This is a genomic window from Nonomuraea sp. NPDC050680 (assembly GCF_040654555.1).
Classification (GTDB): Bacteria; Actinomycetota; Actinomycetes; order Streptosporangiales; family Streptosporangiaceae; genus Nonomuraea.
Genome location: NZ_JBFAIF010000021.1, coordinates 1 through 19,668 on the forward strand (window position 1 = coordinate 1; position 19,668 = coordinate 19,668).

19 protein-coding genes and 1 pseudogene are annotated in these 19,668 nt (G+C 70.7%); 12 read left to right on the top strand and 8 right to left on the bottom strand.

Translation table 11 applies throughout. The annotated features are described in order from the left end of the window. From AB0H88_RS42020 to AB0H88_RS42065, 10 genes and pseudogenes are all read left to right on the top strand, one after another. On the top strand, window positions 1–729 hold a 729-nt coding region (locus tag AB0H88_RS42020; RefSeq protein ID WP_357654197.1), incomplete at its 5' end, for a lectin. A 107-nt stretch (window positions 730–836) separates the two neighbouring features. After that, a complete protein-coding gene (locus AB0H88_RS42025; RefSeq protein WP_357654198.1) occupies window positions 837–2,297 on the top strand; it encodes an endo-1,4-beta-xylanase in 1,461 nt (486 codons plus the stop codon). A gap of 143 nt (window positions 2,298–2,440) precedes the next feature. Then, window positions 2,441–2,596, top strand: a pseudogene (locus tag AB0H88_RS42030) (sugar phosphate isomerase/epimerase); the annotation flags it as partial. Between the two features lie 29 nt (window positions 2,597–2,625). Next, complete coding sequence (locus tag AB0H88_RS42035; RefSeq protein WP_357654199.1) at window positions 2,626–3,831, top strand: inositol-3-phosphate synthase; 1,206 nt, start codon at window positions 2,626–2,628, stop codon at window positions 3,829–3,831. A 5-nt stretch (window positions 3,832–3,836) separates the two neighbouring features. Next, window positions 3,837–4,742, top strand: a complete 906-nt coding sequence (locus AB0H88_RS42040) for an SCO3242 family prenyltransferase (protein ID WP_357654200.1) — start codon at window positions 3,837–3,839, stop codon at window positions 4,740–4,742. After that, entirely contained in the window at window positions 4,739–5,653 is a 915-nt protein-coding gene (locus AB0H88_RS42045; RefSeq protein ID WP_357654201.1) for a sugar phosphate isomerase/epimerase family protein, read from the top strand. The genes AB0H88_RS42040 and AB0H88_RS42045 overlap by 4 nt, the downstream gene beginning before the upstream one ends. After that, on the top strand, window positions 5,653–6,261 hold the full coding sequence (locus AB0H88_RS42050; protein WP_357654202.1) for an EboA domain-containing protein: 609 nt from the start codon (window positions 5,653–5,655) through the stop codon (window positions 6,259–6,261). Before AB0H88_RS42045 ends, AB0H88_RS42050 begins: the two co-directional genes overlap by 1 nt. After that, window positions 6,261–7,112 (top strand): TatD family hydrolase, encoded by an 852-nt coding sequence (locus tag AB0H88_RS42055; RefSeq protein WP_357654203.1) that lies wholly within the window; start codon window positions 6,261–6,263, stop codon window positions 7,110–7,112. The genes AB0H88_RS42050 and AB0H88_RS42055 overlap by 1 nt, the downstream gene beginning before the upstream one ends. After that, a complete protein-coding gene (gene eboE / locus AB0H88_RS42060) occupies window positions 7,112–8,233 on the top strand; it encodes a metabolite traffic protein EboE (RefSeq protein ID WP_357654204.1) in 1,122 nt (373 codons plus the stop codon). Before AB0H88_RS42055 ends, eboE begins: the two co-directional genes overlap by 1 nt. After that, window positions 8,230–9,630 (top strand): nucleotide pyrophosphatase/phosphodiesterase family protein, encoded by a 1,401-nt coding sequence (locus AB0H88_RS42065; protein WP_357654205.1) that lies wholly within the window; start codon window positions 8,230–8,232, stop codon window positions 9,628–9,630. Before eboE ends, AB0H88_RS42065 begins: the two co-directional genes overlap by 4 nt. Window positions 9,631–9,755: 125 nt before the next feature. Here the strand turns inward: AB0H88_RS42065 and AB0H88_RS42070 are convergent, their stop codons facing one another. The 6 genes from AB0H88_RS42070 to AB0H88_RS42095 all read right to left on the bottom strand — a co-directional run bounded on the left by AB0H88_RS42070 (window position 9,756) and on the right by AB0H88_RS42095 (window position 16,463). Next, complete coding sequence (locus AB0H88_RS42070; RefSeq protein ID WP_357654206.1) at window positions 9,756–11,291, bottom strand: AMP-binding protein; 1,536 nt, start codon at window positions 11,289–11,291, stop codon at window positions 9,756–9,758. Window positions 11,292–11,427: 136 nt separating this feature from the next. Beyond that, window positions 11,428–12,252: a MetQ/NlpA family ABC transporter substrate-binding protein gene (locus tag AB0H88_RS42075; RefSeq protein ID WP_357654207.1), complete on the bottom strand. Its 825-nt coding sequence runs from the start codon at window positions 12,250–12,252 to the stop codon at window positions 11,428–11,430. A gap of 9 nt (window positions 12,253–12,261) precedes the next feature. Further along, complete coding sequence (locus tag AB0H88_RS42080; RefSeq protein WP_225291457.1) at window positions 12,262–12,918, bottom strand: methionine ABC transporter permease; 657 nt, start codon at window positions 12,916–12,918, stop codon at window positions 12,262–12,264. A 37-nt stretch (window positions 12,919–12,955) separates the two neighbouring features. After that, complete coding sequence (locus AB0H88_RS42085) at window positions 12,956–13,900, bottom strand: ATP-binding cassette domain-containing protein (protein WP_357654208.1); 945 nt, start codon at window positions 13,898–13,900, stop codon at window positions 12,956–12,958. A 279-nt stretch (window positions 13,901–14,179) separates the two neighbouring features. Next, the gene (locus tag AB0H88_RS42090; protein ID WP_357654209.1) at window positions 14,180–15,475 is read right to left on the bottom strand and encodes an alpha-amylase family glycosyl hydrolase; all 1,296 of its coding nucleotides are present in this window, start codon (window positions 15,473–15,475) and stop codon (window positions 14,180–14,182) included. Beyond that, window positions 15,459–16,463 (bottom strand): FUSC family protein, encoded by a 1,005-nt coding sequence (locus AB0H88_RS42095; protein WP_357654210.1) that lies wholly within the window; start codon window positions 16,461–16,463, stop codon window positions 15,459–15,461. Before AB0H88_RS42095 ends, AB0H88_RS42090 begins: the two co-directional genes overlap by 17 nt. A gap of 110 nt (window positions 16,464–16,573) precedes the next feature. Between AB0H88_RS42095 and AB0H88_RS42100 the strand changes: the two genes are divergently transcribed. Further along, window positions 16,574–17,020, top strand: coding sequence for a MarR family transcriptional regulator (locus tag AB0H88_RS42100; RefSeq protein ID WP_357654211.1), 447 nt, complete (start codon window positions 16,574–16,576; stop codon window positions 17,018–17,020). Here the strand turns inward: AB0H88_RS42100 and AB0H88_RS42105 are convergent. Continuing rightward, a complete protein-coding gene (locus AB0H88_RS42105) occupies window positions 17,017–17,862 on the bottom strand; it encodes a helix-turn-helix domain-containing protein (RefSeq protein ID WP_357654212.1) in 846 nt (281 codons plus the stop codon). The two genes, AB0H88_RS42100 and AB0H88_RS42105, sit on opposite strands and share 4 nt — an antisense overlap. Between AB0H88_RS42105 and AB0H88_RS42110 the strand changes: the two genes are divergently transcribed. Further along, window positions 17,861–18,403 (top strand): TIGR03086 family metal-binding protein, encoded by a 543-nt coding sequence (locus AB0H88_RS42110; protein ID WP_357654213.1) that lies wholly within the window; start codon window positions 17,861–17,863, stop codon window positions 18,401–18,403. The genes AB0H88_RS42105 and AB0H88_RS42110 overlap by 2 nt on opposite strands. Before the next feature lie 27 nt (window positions 18,404–18,430). On the opposite strand, the gene AB0H88_RS42115 is transcribed toward AB0H88_RS42110, so the two are convergent. Continuing rightward, the gene (locus tag AB0H88_RS42115) at window positions 18,431–19,579 is read right to left on the bottom strand and encodes a Fic family protein (protein WP_357654214.1); all 1,149 of its coding nucleotides are present in this window, start codon (window positions 19,577–19,579) and stop codon (window positions 18,431–18,433) included. Window positions 19,580–19,668 lie beyond the last annotated feature (89 nt).

A 19,668-nucleotide genomic window follows, 5' to 3' on the forward strand; every position in this document is an offset into this window, starting at 1 on the left:
GGCCTCAGAGACCCGGTGCTCAACATCTCCACGGGCCGCTCGCTGCGTGACAGGTTCGTCAGGAACAACGGCTGCACTCCCCAGAACCCGCCGGAGCCGGCGCAGGGCAGCCTGACCCACATCGTCACCTACTATTCGGGCTGCCGGGCCGGGTACCCGGTCGCATGGGCGGCGTTCGACGCCGGCCACACCCCCAATCCGGTGGATGGAAAGCCGGGCGACTACGAACCCGGCGAGAACTCCTGGACCAGGCCAGTGGTGTGGAACTTCTTCGCGCAGTTCGGAAGCAGCGACCCGAATCCGACGCCGACCCCTACGGTCACCCCTACGGGTAATCCGCCGGCGACGAGCGCGCTGAAGGGTGTGGGGTCGGGACGGTGCCTGGACGTCAGCGGCGCCTCGCAGACCAACGGCGCACAAGCGCAGATCTGGGACTGCAACGGCCAGTCCAACCAGCAGTGGACCGCCACCAGCGCCGGTGAGCTGCGGGTGTACGGCGGCAAGTGCCTGGACGTCAACGGCGCCGGCACCGCCGACGGCACCGCCGTGATCATCTGGGACTGCAACGGCCAGAACAACCAGAAGTGGCGCCTCAACGGCGACGGCACCATCACCGCCGTCGGCGCCGGTAAATGCCTGGACGTCAGCGCCTCGGGCACCGCCAACGGCACCAAAGTCCAGATCTGGACCTGCCACGGCGGCACCAACCAGAAGTGGACCCAATCATGATCGTGTGATGGGCACGAGACGCCACGTACGACACGGTTCGACGACGGATCGGGACGTGAATCCGCAGCCTTCCTCATTCCTGTTAACATCTCCTTGGAGGCTCAGCGATGGCTGAACATTCCTTATCTCCCTCCGGATCCCGGCGGCCACTCCGGGGCGTCCCGCGGGTCCTGGTCGTCGGTGCTCTCGGCGTACTCAGCCTGGTGACGGCGGTGGCCGCGTCCATTCCCGCCGACGCCGCCGCCGCCACCCTCGGGGCCGCCGCAGCTCAGAGCGGCCGGTACTTCGGCGCCGCGATCGCCGCCGGGCACCTGAACGACTCGACGTACGTGGCAACCTGGGACCGGGAGTTCAACGCGGTCACCCCGGAGAACGAGATGAAGTGGGACGCCACCGAGCCCTCCCGCGGCTCGTTCACCTTCGGGTCGGCCGACCAGATCGTCAGCCACGCCCAGGGCAAGGGCATGCGCATTCGCGGGCACACGCTGGTGTGGCACAACCAGCTGCCGGGCTGGGTGCAGGGGCTGTCGTCCGCGAACGACGTGCGCACCGCGATGGTCAACCACATCAACGGGGTGATGGGCCACTACAAGGGCAAGATCTACGCCTGGGACGTGGTCAACGAGGCCTTCGCCGACGGCGGCGCGGTCGGCACGCTGCGCAGCTCGGTCTTCCAGCAGCGGCTCGGCAACGGCTTCATCGAGGAGGCCTTCCGCGCCGCGCGGGCGGCCGACCCGGACGCCAAGCTCTGCTACAACGACTACAACATCGACGACGCCAACGCCGCCAAGACCCGCGGCGTCTACAACATGGTCATGGACTTCAAGGCCCGCGGCGTGCCGATCGACTGCGTGGGCCTGCAGTCGCACTTCGGGGCGGTGCCGTCGAACTACCAGCAGAACATCGCGCAGTTCGCCGCCCTCGGGGTGGACGTGCAGATCACCGAGCTGGACATCGGCGGCTCCGGATCGGTCCAGGCCGACGCCTACCGGCGGGTCACGCAGGCGTGCATGGCGGTGCCTCGCTGCACGGGCGCCACCGTGTGGGGCGTCACCGACAAGTACTCTTGGCGCTCCGGTGACACCCCGCTGCTGTTCGACGGCAACTTCTCCAAGAAGCCGGCCTACGACGCGGTCCTGAGCGTGCTCAACGGCGGGACCTCTGACCCGCCGCCCTCGGGAAGCACGAGTGCGCTGAAGGGTGTGGGGTCGGGGCGGTGCCTGGACGTCAGCGGCGCCTCGCAGACCAACGGCGCGCAGACGCAGATCTGGGACTGCAACGGCCAGTCCAACCAGCAGTGGACCGCCACCAGCGCCGGTGAACTGCGGACGTCCGGCGGCAAGTGCCTGGACGTCAACGGCGCCGGCACCGCCGACGGCACCGCCGTGATCATCTGGGACTGCAACGGCCAGAACAACCAGAAGTGGCGCCTCAACGCCGACGGCACCATCACGGCGGTCGGGGCGAACAAGTGCCTGGACGTGTCCGGTGCCGGCACCGCCAACGGCACCAAGGCGCAGATCTGGACGTGCAACGGCCAGAACAACCAGAAGTGGACCCGCGTCTGACCCACTCGGCAGCCCTCGCCGGGCGACCGGCCCGCCCGGTGAGGCTTCCGCAGGGCTACCGCGCGGGCGGCTGATCGCCGGGCCGGCCGGCTCCGCATCGTCACGTTACCGAACACGAATACCGACGCAAGGAGGATCGGGCGATGACGCGACTGATCACGTTGTTCACCGGCCGGTGGGCGGACCTGCCGTTCGAGGAGGTGTACCGCCTCTCCGGCCATCTCGCCGGCCAGGCGGTCCGCGACCACTCCATCGACGACAGGCACGAGGCGATCCTGCCCGCCAGGATCTGGGGCGATCCCCGGCAGCCGACCCCTGGGAGCCTCACGTGACAACGGGAGTATGGCTGGTCGGGGGCCGCGGCTCGGTCGCGGTGACCGGCGTCGTGGGGGCGCTGGCGATCCGGGCCGGGCTGGCCGAGCCGATCGGCTGTGTCACCGAACTGCCCCAGCTCGCCGGAGCGCCCCTGCCCGCTCTGGCCGAGCTGGCCTTCGGCGGCCATGACGTCGCCTCAGTGTCGCTGGTGAAGAAGGCGCAGGAGCTGGCCGACGCGGGTGTGCTCCCGGCCGGACCAGTGCGGGCGCTGGAGGAGGAGCTGGCAGCGGTCGAGCGGGAGGTACGGCCGCTGCCCTCGGCGCGCGACCAGGCCGAGGCGGCGGCGCTGATGGCGGCCGACCTGGTGGCCTTCCGTGAGCGTCACCGTCTGCGGCGGGTCGTCGTCATCAACGTCGCGACGACCGAACCGGCGCCCGCGCCGCACCCCGCGCACGCCGACCTGGACGCGCTGGAGGAGGCGCTGCGAGAGCCGCTCCACGCGGCCTGGCAGGAGCCGCGGCCGGGCGGCGGCCGGGCGGTGCTGCCGCCCAGCTCGCTGGTCGCCTACGCCGCGTTCCGCGCGGGCTGCCCGTACGTCGACTTCACCCCCTCCACCGGCGCCCGGCTGCCCGCGCTCCACCAGCTGGCGGTGCGGCAGGGCGTGCCCTACGGCGGGCACGACGGCAAGACCGGAGAGACACTGGTGAAGTCGGTGCTGGCACCCATGTTCGCCATGCGCAACCTGCGGGTGCGGACCTGGTCGGGAACCAACCTGCTCGGCGGCGGTGACGGCGCCAACCTGGCGCAGCCGGGCCCGAACGCCGCCAAGGCCGCCAGCAAGGGCAAGGTGCTGCGCGAGACGCTCGGCTATGTTCCCCAGGGCGAGATCCACATCGACTACCTGGAGGATGCCGGCGACTTCAAGACGGCCTGGGATCTGGTGACGTTCGAGGGCTTCCTGGGGCGACGCATGCGTATGGACTTCACCTGGCACGGATGCGACTCGGCGCTGGCCGCACCACTCGTGCTCGACCTGGCCCGGCTGGCCGCCGCCGCACATGAGCGCGGCCGCTCCGGCGCCCTGACCGAGCTGGCCTTCTTCTTCAAGGACCCGCTCGAACCAGCCCCCCACGCCCTGGCCGACCAGTGGCGCCTGCTGTGCGACTTCGCCGACGGCCTGCGCACCGGACCCGGGCCGGTCGCCGGTGGGCCACGGTGAGCGCCGTGATCCGTCAGGCCGGGCGAGCCCTGCGATCAAAGCGCTCGGCGGTACGGGATCTCGTCGAGCTGGTGCGGATGCCGGCGGCGCTGTCGGTGCCCGGCGATGTGATCGCCGGTGCCGCGGCAGCCGGCGTGCTCGACCGCCGTACGGCCGGGCTGGCCTGCGCGTCGGTCTGCCTGTACTGGGCGGGCATGGCCGCCAACGACTGGGCCGACCGCCACGTGGACGCCCTCGAACGCCCGGGGCGCCCGATCCCGTCCGGCCGCGTCTCCCCCGGCGCGGCGCTGGCCGTCGCCGCCGGGCTCACCGCCGGGGGCGTGTCGGCGGCGGCTCTGATCGCGGGGCCGCGAGCGGGTGCGCTCGCGATGGTGCTGGCGGCGGCGGTGTGGGTCTACGACATCACGGCCAAGAACACCGCGGCCGGTCCGGCGGCGATGGCCCTGTGCCGGGTGCTCGACGTGCTGCTCGGCGCCGCCCCGCGCGAGCGGGCGGCCGGAGCGCTTCCCACGGCCCTGTCCGCCGCTCTGCCCGCCGCCCTGACGGTGGGCGCCCACACCTACCTGCTCACCCTGCTGTCCCGGCGCGAGGTGTCGGGCGCCGGCCCGCACCTGCCTGCCGGGACGCTGGCCGCCACCCTCGCCCTGGCCGCGACCGTCTGCCGTCGCCAGGGGTGGACGCAGAACACGCTCGCCGCCTGGTACGCCGCGCACTTCGGCCTCGCCCAGGCCCGCGCCGCCGCCGACCCCTCCGCGCCCAGCATCGGGGCGGCCGTCGGCAGCGGGATAACCGCGCTGCCCGCGCTGCAGGGCGCGCTGATCGCACACGCCGGCGCGCGGGGCGCCGGTCTGGCCGTGGCCGCGGCCGCGCCGGTGGGCAGGATCCTCGCCACGAAGGTTTCACCGACATGACCGGCACACGCACCAGCGGCACAGTCGCCCCGAGCGCCGCCACCGGGACGGCTGGTGCGACCGCGCCGCGAAAGCTGCGGTTCGGGTATGGCACCAACGGGTTCGCCGACCACCGGCTCGAGGACGCGCTGGACGTCATCGCCGCGCTCGGGTACGACGGGGTGGCCCTGACCCTCGACCACGACCACCTGGATCCCTACGCGCCCGGACTGGCCCGGCGGGTCGCGGCCGTGGCGGCCCGGCTGCGCGATCTGGAACTCGGGGTGGTCGTCGAGACCGGAGCCCGCTACCTGCTCGACCCCTGGCACAAGCACGCCCCGACGCTGCTGCACGACGACGACCACCTGCGGCTGGACTTCCTGCGACGGGCCGCCGCCATCGCCGCCGACCTCGGCGCCGAAGCCCTCTCGCTGTGGGCCGGGGTACGGCCCGCCTCCGTCCCGGATCACCTGGCCTGGGAGCGGCTCGTGGACGGCTGCGCGCACCTGCTGGACGCGGCGACGGTGCCGCTCGGCTTCGAGCCGGAACCCGGGATGCTGGTGGCGACCATCGCGGACTGGCGAGAGCTGCGCGACGCTCTCGGCCGCCCCGGGGGGTTCGGGCTCACCCTCGACATCGGGCACTGCCGCTGCCTGGAACCGGACCCCGTGCCCGACTGCGTGGAGTCCGTCGCCGAGCACCTGGTGAACGTGCAGATCGACGACATGCGCCGGGGTGTGCACGAGCACCTGGAGTTCGGCACGGGCGAGATCGACTTCCCCCCTGTCCTGGCCACCCTCGCCGCCTGCGGCTACACCGGGCTGGTGGCGGTCGAACTGCCTCGGCACTCGCACGCGGCGCCTGACGTCGCCGCCCGCTCGATCGCGTTCCTCCGTTCCGCGGAACGCGCCGCTGTAGAAGGGAGCCGGTGATGGACGCTCAGGAACTGCTGGCCGTCCTCGATCAGGACTGGGTCATGGAGGCGTGCGCGGAGGTGAGGCGGCGGCCGGAGGCGGTCGGGCGGCGGTTCACCTCCGCCGGGCGCCACGTGGGCCGTGCGCCGCTGGCCGGGGCGCCGGGCTGGCGGGCCGACGAGGCGGCCCGGGCGTCGCTGCTGGCCGCGCTGCCCCCGGAGGATCTCTCAGCACGGCTCTTCGTCCTGTACGCCGAGGGAACCACCGAGGAGAAGCTGGCCGTGCTCAAGGCGCTGCCGCTGCTGCCGGTCGGGGCGGAGGTCGTTCCGCTGCTGGAGGACGCGATCCGCACCAACGACGCCCGGCTCCTGACCGCCGCGCTCGGCCCGGCCGCCCGGCACCTGGACCAGGCCACCTGGCGGCAGGCTGTGCTGAAGTGCGTGTTCACCGGCGTGCCGCTCGACGGCGTGGACGATCTCGGCGAGCGGGCCGACGCGGAACTGGCCGCCATGTTCGCCGGGTTCGCCGCCGAACGCGCCGCTGCCGGCCGTACCATGCCCGCCGACGCCGCCGCCCTTCTCGACCGCCTGGCAACAGGACACCTGCACCGGCAGGGGGAGGTCTGATGCGCATCTTCGACCCGCACATCCACATGACATCGCGCACCACCGACGACTACCGGAGGATGGCGGCGGCGGGCGTCCGCGCCGTCGTCGAGCCTGCCTTCTGGCTGGGTCAGCCGCGCACCCATCCCGGCTCGTTCGTCGACTACTTCGACTCCTTGCTCGGCTGGGAGCCGTACCGGGCCGGATCGTTCGGCATCCGCCACCACGCCGCGATCGCGCTGAACCCCAAGGAGGCCAACGATCCCCGCTGCCGGCCGGTGCTCGGCCTGCTCCCCCGTTACCTGGACAAAGACGGCGTGGTCGCGGTCGGCGAGATCGGCTACGACTCGATGACGCCCGAAGAAGACGACGCGTTCGCCCAGCAACTTGCCCTCGCCGTCGAGCACGGCCTGCCGGCCCTGGTGCACACCCCGCACCGGGCCAAGGCCCAGGGCACCCGGCGAACCCTGGACGTGGTGGCCGCCTCCGGCATCCCGCCGGGCCGGGTCCTCGTCGACCACCTCAACGAGCTCACCGTCGGCCCGGTGTGGGAGTCCGGCTGCTGGATGGGGTTCTCCCTCTACCCTGAGACCAAGATGTCGCCGCCCCGGATGGTCGAGATCCTGCGCCGGCACGGGCTGGAGCGGATGCTGGTCAACTCCGCGGCCGACTGGGGCAACTCCGACCCGCTGCTCACAGTGGAGACCGCGCGAGCCATGTTGGCGGCGGGCTTCGACGAGGACGACGTCGACAAGGTGATGTGGCGCAACCCCGTGGAGTTCTTCGGCCAGTCCGGCCGGCTCGACCTGTCCGAGGCCGACCAGGCGGAGCCGGCGTTCCAGGGCAACTCGATCCTGCGCGGAGGAAGCTGATGCGGCTGCGCGACTCGGCCGGGCGCGTCCTGCATCTCGGCTACTGCACCAACGTCCACCCCGCCGAAGACCTCCCCGGCATCGTCGCGCAACTGGACGAGTTCGCCGTGCCCGTCCGCGAACGGCTGGACGCGCCCGTGCTCGGGCTGGGCCTGTGGCTGGCCGCGCCCATGGCGGCCGGGCTCGCCGCCGACCCCGCGGGTCGCCGGCGGCTGCGCCGCGAGCTGGACGCCCGGGGCCTGGAGGTCGTGACGCTCAACGGCTTCCCCTACCGGTCGTTCCAGGACCCGGTCGTCAAGCACGCCGTCTACCAGCCTGATTGGACCACCCGGGAGCGGCTGTCGTACACGCTCGACCTGGCCCTCGTTCTGGCCGACCTGCTGCCCGACGACGCCGTACGCGGCTCGATCTCGACACTGCCGCTGGCTTGGCGCGTGCCCTGGAACGCCGGCATGGCCGAGCGGGCCGCCCGGAGGCTCGACGAGCTGGCCAAGCGGCTGGCCGGAATCGAGGCGGCGACGGGCCGCGTCATCAGGGTGGGCTTCGAGCCGGAGCCTGGCTGCGTCGTCGAGACGATGGCCCAGGCCGCGGCCCACTTCGCCGGAGTGGACACCGACCGGCTCGGGATCTGCCTCGACCTGGCCCACCTGGCGTGTGCCTGGGAACGGCCGGCCGACGCCCTCCGCACGCTACGGGAGGCGGGCCTGCCGCTGGTGAAGGTCCAGCTGTCGGCCGCCCTGGAGACCGCCGAGCCCGCGGCGCTGCGGGAGTACGCCGAGCCGCGCTTCCTGCACCAGACCCGCAACCCCGACGGCGGGGCCGCCGACGACCTCGGCCAAGCGCTGGCGGCCGACCTCCCGGCGCCTTGGCGGGTGCACTACCACGTGCCCCTGCACCTGCGGCCCGAGCCGCCGCTGTCGGCCACGACGGACCTCCTCCGCGAGGCCCTGGCCGAGCTGGTCACCCACGGAGCGTGCGACCACTACGACGTGGAAACCTACACCTGGAACGTGCTGCCGCCGGCGCACCGTCCCCGCACCTCGCAGGAGCTCGCGGCGGGGATAGCCGCCGAACTGTCCTTCGCCCGCGACCAACTCCACCGTCTGGGAGCCCGGTCATGACCTCACCACGGGGAAGCGCGCGCAGGACCTCGCACCTCGTCCTCGACGTGGTCGGGCTCACCCCCCGCCTGCTGGCCCACATGCCCCGCCTGCGGGCCGTGGCCGACATGGGCTTCCAGGCCCGGCTCGACACCGTCCTGCCGGCCGTCACCTGCCCCGTCCAGTCGACGTTCCTGACCGGACTGCCTCCCTCCGCGCACGGCATCGTAGGCAATGGCTGGTACTTCCGCGAACTGGGCGAGGTGCTGCTGTGGCGTCAGCACAACGCCCTCGTCCAGGGCGAGAAACTGTGGCAGACCGCCCGCCGGCACAAGCCCGGCTTCACCGTGGCCAACATCTGCTGGTGGTATGCCATGGGTGCCGACGTCGACTGGACCGTCACCCCGCGGCCGATCTACCACGCCGACGGCCGCAAGGAACCCGACTGCTACACCCATCCGCCGCGACTTCACGACGAGCTGACCGCGCGCCTCGGCCCCTTCCCGCTGTTCTCCTACTGGGGGCCGGGGGCGGGCATCGCCTCCTCGGCCTGGATCTGCGCGGCCACCCGGCACATCATGACGACCCGCGACCCCGACCTGACCCTCGCCTACGTGCCGCACCTCGACTACGACCTTCAGCGGTACGGGCCCGCAGACCCCCGTACGGCCGCAGCGGCGGCCGAGCTGGACCGAGTGCTGGCGCCCCTGCTGGACACCGCCCTCGACCGGGGCGCGACGGTGACCGTGCTGTCGGAGTACGGCATTACCGATGTGTCCCGGCCGGTCGACGTCAACCGGCTGCTGCGCGCGGAGGGACTGCTCCATGTCCACACGCAGGCCGGCATGGAGTATCTGGACCCGTGGACCTCCCGCGCCTTCGCCGTGGCCGATCACCAGGTGGCCCACGTCTACGTACGGGACCCGGCGGACGTGCCGGCCGTGGCGAAGCTCTGCGCCGCCCTGCCCGGCGTGGCGGAGGTGCTCGGCGAGGAGGGCAAGACGGCCCATGGCCTCGGTCACCCGCGCTCGGGCGAGCTGGTGCTGCTGGCCGATCCCCACGCCTGGTTCACCTATTACTACTGGCTCGACGACGCCTGGGCTCCGGACTTCGCCCGCCTGGTGGAGATCCACCGCAAGCCCGGCTACGATCCGGCCGAGCTGTTCTTCGACCCGGCCGACCCGGGACGGGCCAGGCGGCGGGCGGCCCTGGCCCTCCTCAGGAAGAAGACCGGCATGCGCTACCTCATGGACGTCGTCGGCCTCAGCGCCGGCGCGGACGCCGTCCGCGGCTCCCACGGTCTGCTCCCCCGCGATCCGGAGGACGGGCCCATGCTGTTGTGCTCCGACCGTTCCGCTGCCCGAGACCGCCTCGCGGCGACGGAGGTGAAGGACTTCCTCCTCGGCCGTACGCCGTAGGCTCTGGCCATCGCCGCAAGGACTCACTGGCATCGCGGCCATCGAGAGCGGGTCCCATCTGCTGAGAGAACCTCGTCTGCAAAGGCGTTCCAGATCTTTATTCGGGACGGATCCGCTCGGCCGGTCTACGCGCCAGTGGGCCAGTACTCATCCTTCAGCAACCGCTTGTAGAGCTTGCCCGTGGGGTGGCGCGGGAGCTCCGCGCGGAAGTCCACCGACTTGGGACACTTGTAGTGGGCCAGGCGCGCCCGGCAGTACTCGATCAGCTCCGCCTCCAGCCCCGGCCCCGCCTCGGCCATCGACGCCGGCTGCACCACGGCCTTGACCTGCTCGCCCATCTCCTCGTCCGGCACGCCGAAGACGGCCACGTCGGCGACCTTCGGGTGGAGGCACAGGATGTTCTCCGCCTCCTGCGGGTAGATGTTCACGCCGCCCGAGATGATCATGTACGAGCGGCGGTCCGTGAGGTAGAGGAAGCCGTCGGCGTCCAGGTAGCCGATGTCGCCGAGCGTGGTCCAGCCCCTCCCCTGGGGGTCCTGGACGGAGCGGGTCTTGTCCGGGTCGCCGTGGTATTCGAAGCGGGTGGAGCTCTCGAAGTAGATCGTGCCGTGTTCGCCGGCCGGCAGTTCGTCGCCGTCCTCGTCGCAGACGCGCACGGTGCCGAGCAGCGAGCGGCCGACGGTGCCCCGGTGCTCCAGCCAGTCCTGCGAGCCGGTGTAGAGGAAGCCGTTGCCCTCGGTGCCCGCGTAGTACTCGTGGATGATCGGGCCCCACCAGGCGATCATCTGCTCCTTGACGGGGACGGGGCAGGGGGCGGCGGCGTGGATGGCGCACTGCAGGGACGACAGGTCATACTTTTCCCGGATCTCGGCGGGCAGTTTGAGCATCTTGATGAACATGGTCGGGACGAGCTGCGAATGCGTCACCCCGTACGTCTCGACCAGTTCCAGATAGCGTTCGGGATCGAAGCGCTCCATCACCACGATCGTCGCGCCGAGCCGCTGGAAGCTCAGGCAGTAGCGCAGCGGCGCCGCGTGGTAGAGCGGCGCGGGCGACAGATAGACGCTGTCGGCCGTCGGCGCGAACAGGCCCTGGATGAGCTGGAGCAGCACGTTCGGCTCCGTCAGCGGCGTACGCGGCAGCGCGGGCTTGACGCCCTTGGGCCTGCCCGTGGTGCCGGAGGAGTAGAGCATGTCGGAGCCCTGGCACTCGTCGGCGATCGGCGTGGCCGGCTGACCCGCCACCGCCTCCTCGTAGGAGTCGTAGCCCTCGGCGGCGCCGTCCAGCATGAGGCGCAGCTCGACGCCGGGCGTCACGGCGGTGATCGAGATGGCGACCTCCGCCAGGCTCGCGTCCGAGATGAACACCCGGGCGCCGCAGTTGTTCACGATGTAGGCGAGCTCGTCGGTGCCCAGCCGGGAGCTGATCGCCGTGTAGTACAGGCCCGACCGCTGCGCCGCCCAGGCGATGGCCAGGAAGAGCGGATGGTTGGGGAGCATGAAGGCGACGTGGTCACCCGGCCGCAGCCCGGCGGCGCGGAACAGGTGGGCCAGCCGGTTCGACTCCTCGTCCAGCTGCCGGTAGGTGACGACCTGGCCGGAGCCGGCCATGATCACAGCGGGCTTGTCGGGGGTGACGGCTGCGATGGCTCCCGGGTACATGACCGAACACTATTCGGGAACGTACGCGCAATGCCAGCGGTCCCGGAAGCGACATCAAAAGCCCGCGGACGCGGCGGAGCCGCGATCTCAGCGTCGAGATCGCGGCTCCGCGTGATCTTTCCGGATTTATCGGTTATTATCCGGCAGCGATCACGGCGCCGGCGTACTTCTGCTTGATGAAATCCTTGACCTTCGGGTCCTGAAGGAGCTTGCCCAAGGTCACGATATTCGCGTCCTTTTCATGCCCGGCAGCCACGACCAGCCCATTGGCGTACGGGTTTCCCTCGGCCTTCTCCAGCACCAGGGCTTGCGAAGCGGGCTTGAGGCCGGCCTCGATGGCGTAGTTGCCGTTGATGACCGCGGCGTCGACGTCGTCGAGAGAGCGGGGCAGCTGCGCGGCCTCCAGCGGCTTGAACACCAGCTTCTTCGGGTTGTCGGTCACGTCACGCTCGGTCGCCGCGGTGCCGGCGCCGTCCTTGAGCTTGACCACGCCGTTGTCGGCGAGCAGCTTGAGCGCGCGGCCCAGGTTCGTGGCGTCGTTGGGCACGGCCACGGTGCCACCCTGCGGCAGGGCGGCGAGCGCGGTCACCTTCTTGGAGTACAGCCCCAGCGGCTCCAGGTGCACCGGCGTGACGAAGCTCAGCTTGGTGCCCTTGGAGGCGTTGAAGTCGTCCAGGTAGGGCTTGTGCTGGAAGAAGTTCGCGTCCAGCTGGCCCTCACTGAGCTGTACGTTCGGCTGCACATAGTCCGTGAACTCCACGATGTCCAGCTTCAGACCAGCCGCGGGGGCCAGGTTCTGCTTGACGAAGTTCAGGATCTCCGCGTGCGGAACCGGGCTGGCGCCCACCCTCAGCACGGTGTCGGCGGACTCGGCGGTCTTGCCGGTGGCTCCCTGCGACGTTCCGCATGCGGCGAGCAACAAGGCCAGGGCAATAGCACCCACAATGTTCCGGAATTTCATTATTTTTCCTTACTTATGCGATAGCCGACGGGCGACCAGGTCGCCCAGGCTCTGAATCAGCTGCACCAGCACGACGAGCAGCACGACAGTGACGATCATGAGCAGGGTCTCGAACCGCTGGTACCCGTACCTGACGGCCAGGTCCCCCAGCCCGCCCCCGCCGATGGTCCCGGCCATGGCCGAGTAACCGATGAGCGCGACGACGGTGACGGTCACCGCGGCGACGAGGCCGGGTAGCGCCTCGGGCAGCAGCACCTTCCGTACGATCGTCGTACGACCGGCGCCCATGGCCTGGGCCGCCTGCACCACGTCGGCGCCCACCTCGCGCAGCGCCGTCTCCACCAGCCGGGCGAAGAACGGCACCGCCCCCACCGTGAGCGGCACGACCACGGCCGCGGTGCCGATGGTGGTGCCCACGACGAGCCGGGTGAAGGGGATGATGGCGATCATCAGCACGATGAACGGCAACGACCGCCCCACGTTCACCACGACGCCCAGCACCGACTTCAACGCCGGCGCCGGCCGCAGCCCCCCTCGATCGAACACCACGAGCGCCACTCCCAGCGGCAGCCCGAACAGCACGGTGAACAGGGTCGACCAGCCGACCATCTGCGCGGTCTGCCCGGCCGCCTCCCAGAGCAACGGCCCCATCTCATCCCAGGTCATACCGGCTCCTCCATGCTGTGCCGCACAAAAACAATGGTCACGACACCAGCACCCCCCGCGAGCGCAGGAAGGCCAGCGCGCCGTCCTCCTCGCCCCCCGAGAAGGACACCCGCAGGCGGCCGACGGCACCACCCGCGAGGTCCTCGATCGAGCCGCCCAGGATGTTCACGTCCACGTCGAACTTGCGCACCACCTCCGACACCACCGCCTGCCGCGGGTCGCCGGTGAAGGTGAGCGTGACCGAGCCCGCGGGCGCCGGTTCGGGCAGCGGGAAGATCTCGCGCGTCAGACGCGATCCCGGCGTCCTGATCAGATCGGCGATCGTGCCCGACTCCTCGACGCGGCCCTCCGACATGATGGCGACCGAGTCGCAGACGCTCTTGACGACGTTCATCTCGTGGGTGATCAGCAGGATCGTCAGGCCGAGCTCGGTGTTGAGCCGCTTGAGCAGAGCCAGGATCGACTGCGTGGTGGCCGGGTCGAGCGCCGAGGTGGCCTCGTCCGACAGCAGGACCGAGGGGTTGCCCGCGAGCGCTCTGGCGATGCCGACACGCTGCTTCTGCCCGCCTGAGAGTTGGTTCGGGCGGTCGCCACCCCGGCCGCCGAGGCCGACCAGGTCGAGGAGCTCGGCCACGCGGCGCTCCCGTTCGGCTCTGGGCACGCCCATGACCTCCAGCGGAAAGGCGATGTTTCCGGCGACGGTGCGCGAGGAGAGCAGCGCGAAGTGCTGGTGGATCATGCCGATGCGCTGCCTGGCGCGGTTGAGTTCGCCGCTGCGCAGCGCGGTCAGGTCCTGTCCGGCGACGGTGACGGTGCCCGCGGTGGGGCGTTCGAGCAGGTTGACGCAGCGCAGGAGGGTGCTCTTGCCCGCGCCGCTCTGGCCGAGCACGCCGTAGATCTCGCCTTCGCGTACGTGCAGGCTGACCCCGTCGAGAGCGACGGTGTTCCCGTACACCTTGCGCAGGCCGGACGCCTGAATCACGAAAAATCCCCACCACTAAGAGCGGCAGCACGCCGCTGGAATCGACATCACCATCGTTGGAGGGCCCGCAGGCGGGCGGTCTAACGGGTGCCGGGGTGGAAAGGCAGGTGACTCAGCCTGCGCAGCACGAAACTGGGAGTAAGCAGCATGGGTGACCTTCGAGGAGGGACGGCTGGTTAGCGGACCTGGCAGCCCATGGCGGACATTCGCCCCATACAGCAACATCCGACGCCGCTGCGGGCGCTCTGGTCTGTCACGTATGCCTCGTTCACGCCGTTGTTAACGGCCTGACCGCTTCCCGCTATTCCCTGCTCCTTCGGTGACTTGCGTCACGACGCTCCAGCCGTGCGCCGGGACGACGGACGGATCAGCCACGCCGTGCCGGGGCTCGGCCGGGTCGGCGTGGCCGATCGGGAAGTGGTGCGGCTGGTCACCGAGGTTCAGCAGCGTGACGATCTCCGTCCCGTCGCCACCGCCGTCGCGGGGCCGGGAGCGGAGGGCCACGGCCGTGTTGGTCAGGTGCTCGGCGGTGGTACGGGCTCTGACCAGCCACGGGTGGCGCCTGCGCAGGCCGATGAGCCGCTGGTGCAGCCGGTAGACCTCGATCCCGTCCGGGGCGAGGCCGCCGGGCTCCGCCGGGAACTCCGGCCTGATCGCGTCGTCACCACCCATCCGTTCCTCCTTCAACCCCTGGAACGCCTGCTCGTCCCCGTAATAGACGCTCGGCAGGCCGCCGACGGTGAAGAGCACGGCCAGGGCGTGGCCGAGGTGCAGGGGGTTCTCCAGCCGGGTGGCGAGCCTGGTGACGTCGTGGTTCCCGACGAAGGTGAGGGGGACGAAGGTGTCCAGCAACCCGTCGTGGCGGTCGAGGGCCCAGGCCAGCTCGAAGAGGTTCCGGTCGTTCAGTGAACTCCAGATGGCCTTCCACAGCTCGTACTGGGTGACGGAGTCGAGCCCCGACTCGGTGACATATCCGGCGTAGTCGCCATGGATCACCTCGCCGCCGAACCACGCCTCCGGGTGCCGCGCCCGCACCTCGGGCAGCACCTCCCGCCAGAACGACGCCGGCACGGCATAGGCCGCGTCGAGCCGCCAGCCCGCCGCGCCGCGATCGAGCCAGTGGTTCAGTACGGCGGCGACGTGGTCGCGCACGGCCGGTTCGGCGTGGTCGAGCGCGACGAGCCCCGGATGCCCCTCGAACACCTCGTAGCCGTCGGGTCCCTTCCTGAACCATCGCTCGTCCGCCTGGAACGACCGGCCGACGTGGTTGAACACGCCGTCGAGGATGATCCGGAGCCCGCGCCGCCGTGCCTGGGCGACGAGGGAGTCGAAGTCGGCGTCGTCACCGAGGCGGGGGTCGATCCTGAAGTGGTCGACAGTGTCGTACCCGTGGGTCTCGGCGGCGAAGATCGGCCCGAGCTGCAGCCCCGAACAGCCCAGCTCCACGACATAGTCCAGCCAAGCCTCCAGGTGGCGCAGCCGGTGCCGCACCTCTGCCTGGGCGGTGGCCGGCGCTCCGGTAAAGCCGAGCGGGTAGACCTGCCACCAGATCGCATGGTCAGTCCACGATGGCACGTACGCTCCTCTCTCGGCGTACTGTCCAGGGTAGATAGCCGATCCCCAGGGCCAGCACGCAGCCTGTGGCCGTGTCCGCCAGCCGGTACCCGATCGTGGCGGGGGCCACTCTTCCGCCGCCCTCCATGAGCAGCAGGACGAGCGGCGTCATGACGGTCGCGTACAGGGTGTACTGGCGATCCTTGAGCACCGGCCTGACCGCGGCCAGTCCCGAGACCAGCAGCACGAACAGCCACGACGGCGGCACCCACAGCAGCACGGCGGACCCGGCCAGCACTCCGGCGGCGGTGCCCGCTGCCCGCTCGATCGCGCGCCGCAGCGCGCCGTCCAGCCGCCGCCTGACCACGATCACGACGGTCACGGCGATCCAGGAGGCGTTCGGCTGCGGCCACACGACGCCGATGACCTCGGCCGCGGCCAGGCAGGTGGTCAGGCGGATGGGGTACTGCCAGCCGCGCACGGTCCCGAGCGTCCGCCACCAGCGCTTCAGAAGCGCTCTGCTCGTGGGCGCGTTCTCCTCCTGGGCTGGTCGTCGCGTTCGGGCGCCCAGAGTGGTGACCAGCGCCGTGACCAGCAGGCCCCAGATCGCCCCTTCGGCGAGCAGTACGGCGGCGGCGACGGGCGCGGCGTCCTGGGCCAGGCCGGTCGTGATGACCATGAAGACGATGAAGCGGGTGGTGTGCTCGGCCATGGGACGGCTCATCCCGCCCGCCACCGCCGCCACGGCCGCGACGAGCACGACGGTCACCGCCGTGATCCACCCATGCCCACCGGCGACGGCACCAACGAGTCCCGCCCCGGCGGCGGCCACCAGTGCGCACCCTCCGCGCACCACCGCCCGGCCTCCGCTCATGGAAACCCCGCTCACGGCGAGGGCGCCGATGGCGGCCAGAGCGCCAAGGGCGGGATATCCGGCGGCGACACCCCATGCGACCGGGCCGCCGAGCCCCAGCGCGGCAGCGAGCATGCGTCGCGTCTCGATCCCCACGTCGGCACCTCCCGACGCGGGAGCCTAGCATCATCTATACGCACTGCGTAGTAAATATCCTGTGAACACCAAGCACATGCGGACATTTAGTAAGTGCTAGCGTAATAATCATGGACGACGAGGAACTACGAGCCACGGCCGTGTCACTCCGCCGCGCAGCCGTCGGCCTGGCGCGGCGCCTGCGCGAGGAACGCCCAGCGCACGGCCTGGGCGCCCTGGCCCTCTCTCTGCTCGGCCACCTGCACCGGCGCGGCGCCATGACCGCCGGAGAGCTGGCCTCGGCCGAACACCTGCAACCGCAGTCCGTCACCCGCGTCCTCGCCACACTGGAGGAGCAGGGCCTGATCCGCCGCTCCCGCGACGAGGACGACCGCCGCCGGCACCACATCGTCCTGACCGAACGCGGCACCGCGATGCTCACCGAACAGGCCGGCACCACGGACGTGTGGCTGGCCCAGGCGATGGCACAGCGGCTCACCCCGGCGGAGTGCCGCATCCTGGCCGTGGCCGCCGACCTGCTCGACCAGCTGCACGCGGGCCCGCGACAGGAGTCTTAGCGGGCGTGCGGATCAGGGGCCTGGCCTCTGAGCCGGGCGTAGGCCGCGGGTGGCATGCCGACCGCGGCGGTGAAGTCGCGGGTCAGGTGCGCCTGGTCGGTGTAGCCGAGTTCGGTGGCCAGCGTGGCGAGATCGAGGCCCTGGTAGACCCGTTCCGCGGCCTCGTGCAGCCGGAAACGGCGGATCACCCACTTGGGGCCGATACCGACATAGTCCCGGAACAACCGCTGCAGCGAGCGCACCGACCGACCCGAGCTGGCGGCCAGCTCATCGACCCTGGTCATGGACACGTCGTCCGCCACCATCGCCACCAGCGCCGCGACCTCCTCGGCCAGCGGGTCCGGTTCCGGCCCCATACTCAGCAGGAACGTCTCGGTGAGCGCTATGGCGGCCAGGGGGTCGGGCTCTGCCAGGACCCGCTCGACCAAGCTCGCGCCCGCCGCGCCGTACATCTCGCCGATCTCCACGAAGCGGCCGGTCAGCTCGGAAACCGGCCCGCCGAGGAACGGCCGGAAGCCGCCGGGGCGAAAGCGGGTGCCGAGCACCCGGCCGCTGCCCCGCATCGTGTAGGAGAACCCGCCCTTGATCACGCCCGCGATCCGGTGGAAATCCTGGGTGATGGTCATGTTCACGGTGGGATGGGAGACGATGCGCTGTTCGTACGGCTCGGCGAGGTCGGTCCAGGTGACGACCCAGAAGTGCTCCACGTAAGCCGAAATTTCGGGCGATGGCGCCTGGCGGGTGAAATTGAAGGCGTTGAGTCCCGCGTACGGGTCGACCCAGCCGCGCTGTCGCGTTTCTACAAGCCGCGCCTGCGGTAGGCGGGGCACCATGGCTGCCATGGACGACATGATGCCGCTGATGAGGCGCGCCTCCGAACGCACCTCGGGGTTGGTGGGCGCGGTGCGACAGGAACAGCTCGGGTCACCGACACCATGCGCGAAGTTCGACATCAAAGAGCTGATCAACCATTTGGAGTGGGTCGCGGAGATGTTCGAGTCGCTGGCGCTCAAGGGGCCGCGCCTCGAGCAGGGACCTTACGCGGGCGACTTCCCCGAGCGAGCCGAGCGCACGCTCGCCGCCTGGTCGCGGCGCGAGGCATGGGAGGGGACCAGCCCCGACATGGGCCTGCCGATGACCGCGCTGGCCCACATGTACCTCATCGACCTGGTGGTGCACGGCTGGGACCTGGCCAGGGCCACCGGTCAGCAGTACGAGCCGGAGCCCGAGGCCGTCTCGCGGGCGGTGGAGTTCACCGACCGGATGGTGGAGATGGGCAGGCAGCGCGGCGTCTTCGGGCCGCCGGTGGCGGTGCCGGACGACGCCCCGGCCTTCGACCGCCTGCTCGGCCTCATCGGCCGGGATCCGGCCTGGACCCCGTGATCCGCGGTTGGCCGGGGCGGCGCCACGCTACGCGTTCGCGTCGGTCATCCGGCGGTAGGGGTCGCGCAGCGGGGTGACGCGTTCGGCGAAGTCGGCCTTGATCCTGGCCATGCGCGGCCCGGGGGCGTAGAAGCGGCCCTTGGTCTCGCCGTACGGCTGGAGCCAGCCCTTGGCGGCGAGGTCGCGCAGGTCGCGGGCGGCCTGGCCCTGACTGAGCCCTTCGTCGGCCTGGTAGCGGCTCCTGCGCAGGCGCCTGTTGACGAACACCTCATAGAGGGCGGAGACGGTCCGGCTGTTGAGGCCATCTGTGTCGATCTGCTCCTCCAGCAGCATCCAGATCTCCCCTGCCTCGCCGAGCCGCTGGAGGACCCGCTGGGCCTGCATGTGATGCGCCTTCAAGCAGAAGCGCACCCACGGCAACGTGCCCCCGTGAGGGCCCCATCGCCGCCCGCCGACCTGGCCGAGCACGTCGTAGTAGTCGATGGTGGTGCGCTGCTGGCCGAGCCACTCCTCGATGGAGGAGAACTCCGGCAGCGTGATCTGGTCCCGGCCCAGCACGAGCGTCTGCAGCGCACGGGACATCCGGCCGTTGCCGTCCCGCCAGGGGTGGATCTTGACCAGGTTGAAGTGGGCCATGGCCGCCCGGACATAGCTGGGGCATTCCTGGTCACCGTCATTGAGCCACGCGACCAACTCGTCCATCGCCCCCGGGACGAGGTCGGCGTCGGGGCCTTCGTAGACCACCTCGCCCGACTCGGAATCCCGGATGTAGATCCCGCCCGGCCGTATCACGCCTGGTGTCTTGTTGCGGTGGTGGCCGATCATCATGAAGTTGAGCGCGTTGAGCACACCCACGTCGTATCGGAACACCGGCGCCCGCGACAACGCCTGGATATAGGTCAGCGCCTGCTGGTATCCCGCGATCTCCCGGGTCACCGACGCCGACGTCTCCAGCGGCTCCTCCCCCGCCATGATCGACTCGATGTCCTCGACACTGGCCCGGTAGCCCTCGATCGAGTTGGAGCCCTGAATCGCCCGCGCCCGCAACTGCCTACGCAGTTGCCCGTCCCAGCGATGCGTCTCGGCCAGGCGATATTTCAGCTCGCGCCGCATGTCCTCGATCTCCGCGAGCACCCCCTTGTCGGCGGCCTCCAGCGCGGGCGTGTCGTACAACATGAACCCAGGAAAGCATGAGCGAATCATTCAGTCAAACGAACGGATAATTCGCCCAAAAAGCCAAAAGCCCCGCCGTACCTGAGTACGAC

Excerpts from the sequence above, each read along its gene's own strand:
- AB0H88_RS42110 (WP_357654213.1), top strand. The coding sequence starts at position 17,861 with ATGGACGACATGATGCCGCTGATGAGGCGCGCCTCCGAACGCACCTCG.
- AB0H88_RS42065 (WP_357654205.1), top strand. The coding sequence starts at position 8,230 with ATGACCTCACCACGGGGAAGCGCGCGCAGGACCTCGCACCTCGTCCTC.
- eboE (WP_357654204.1), top strand. The coding sequence starts at position 7,112 with ATGCGGCTGCGCGACTCGGCCGGGCGCGTCCTGCATCTCGGCTACTGC.
- AB0H88_RS42050 (WP_357654202.1), top strand. The coding sequence starts at position 5,653 with ATGGACGCTCAGGAACTGCTGGCCGTCCTCGATCAGGACTGGGTCATG.
- AB0H88_RS42025 (WP_357654198.1), top strand. The coding sequence starts at position 837 with ATGGCTGAACATTCCTTATCTCCCTCCGGATCCCGGCGGCCACTCCGG.
- AB0H88_RS42080 (WP_225291457.1), bottom strand. The coding sequence starts at position 12,918 with ATGACCTGGGATGAGATGGGGCCGTTGCTCTGGGAGGCGGCCGGGCAG.
- AB0H88_RS42045 (WP_357654201.1), top strand. The coding sequence starts at position 4,739 with ATGACCGGCACACGCACCAGCGGCACAGTCGCCCCGAGCGCCGCCACC.
- AB0H88_RS42115 (WP_357654214.1), bottom strand. The coding sequence starts at position 19,579 with ATGTTGTACGACACGCCCGCGCTGGAGGCCGCCGACAAGGGGGTGCTC.
- AB0H88_RS42055 (WP_357654203.1), top strand. The coding sequence starts at position 6,261 with ATGCGCATCTTCGACCCGCACATCCACATGACATCGCGCACCACCGAC.
- AB0H88_RS42105 (WP_357654212.1), bottom strand. The coding sequence starts at position 17,862 with ATGGCAGCCATGGTGCCCCGCCTACCGCAGGCGCGGCTTGTAGAAACG.
- AB0H88_RS42100 (WP_357654211.1), top strand. The coding sequence starts at position 16,574 with ATGGACGACGAGGAACTACGAGCCACGGCCGTGTCACTCCGCCGCGCA.
- AB0H88_RS42070 (WP_357654206.1), bottom strand. The coding sequence starts at position 11,291 with ATGTACCCGGGAGCCATCGCAGCCGTCACCCCCGACAAGCCCGCTGTG.
- AB0H88_RS42075 (WP_357654207.1), bottom strand. The coding sequence starts at position 12,252 with ATGAAATTCCGGAACATTGTGGGTGCTATTGCCCTGGCCTTGTTGCTC.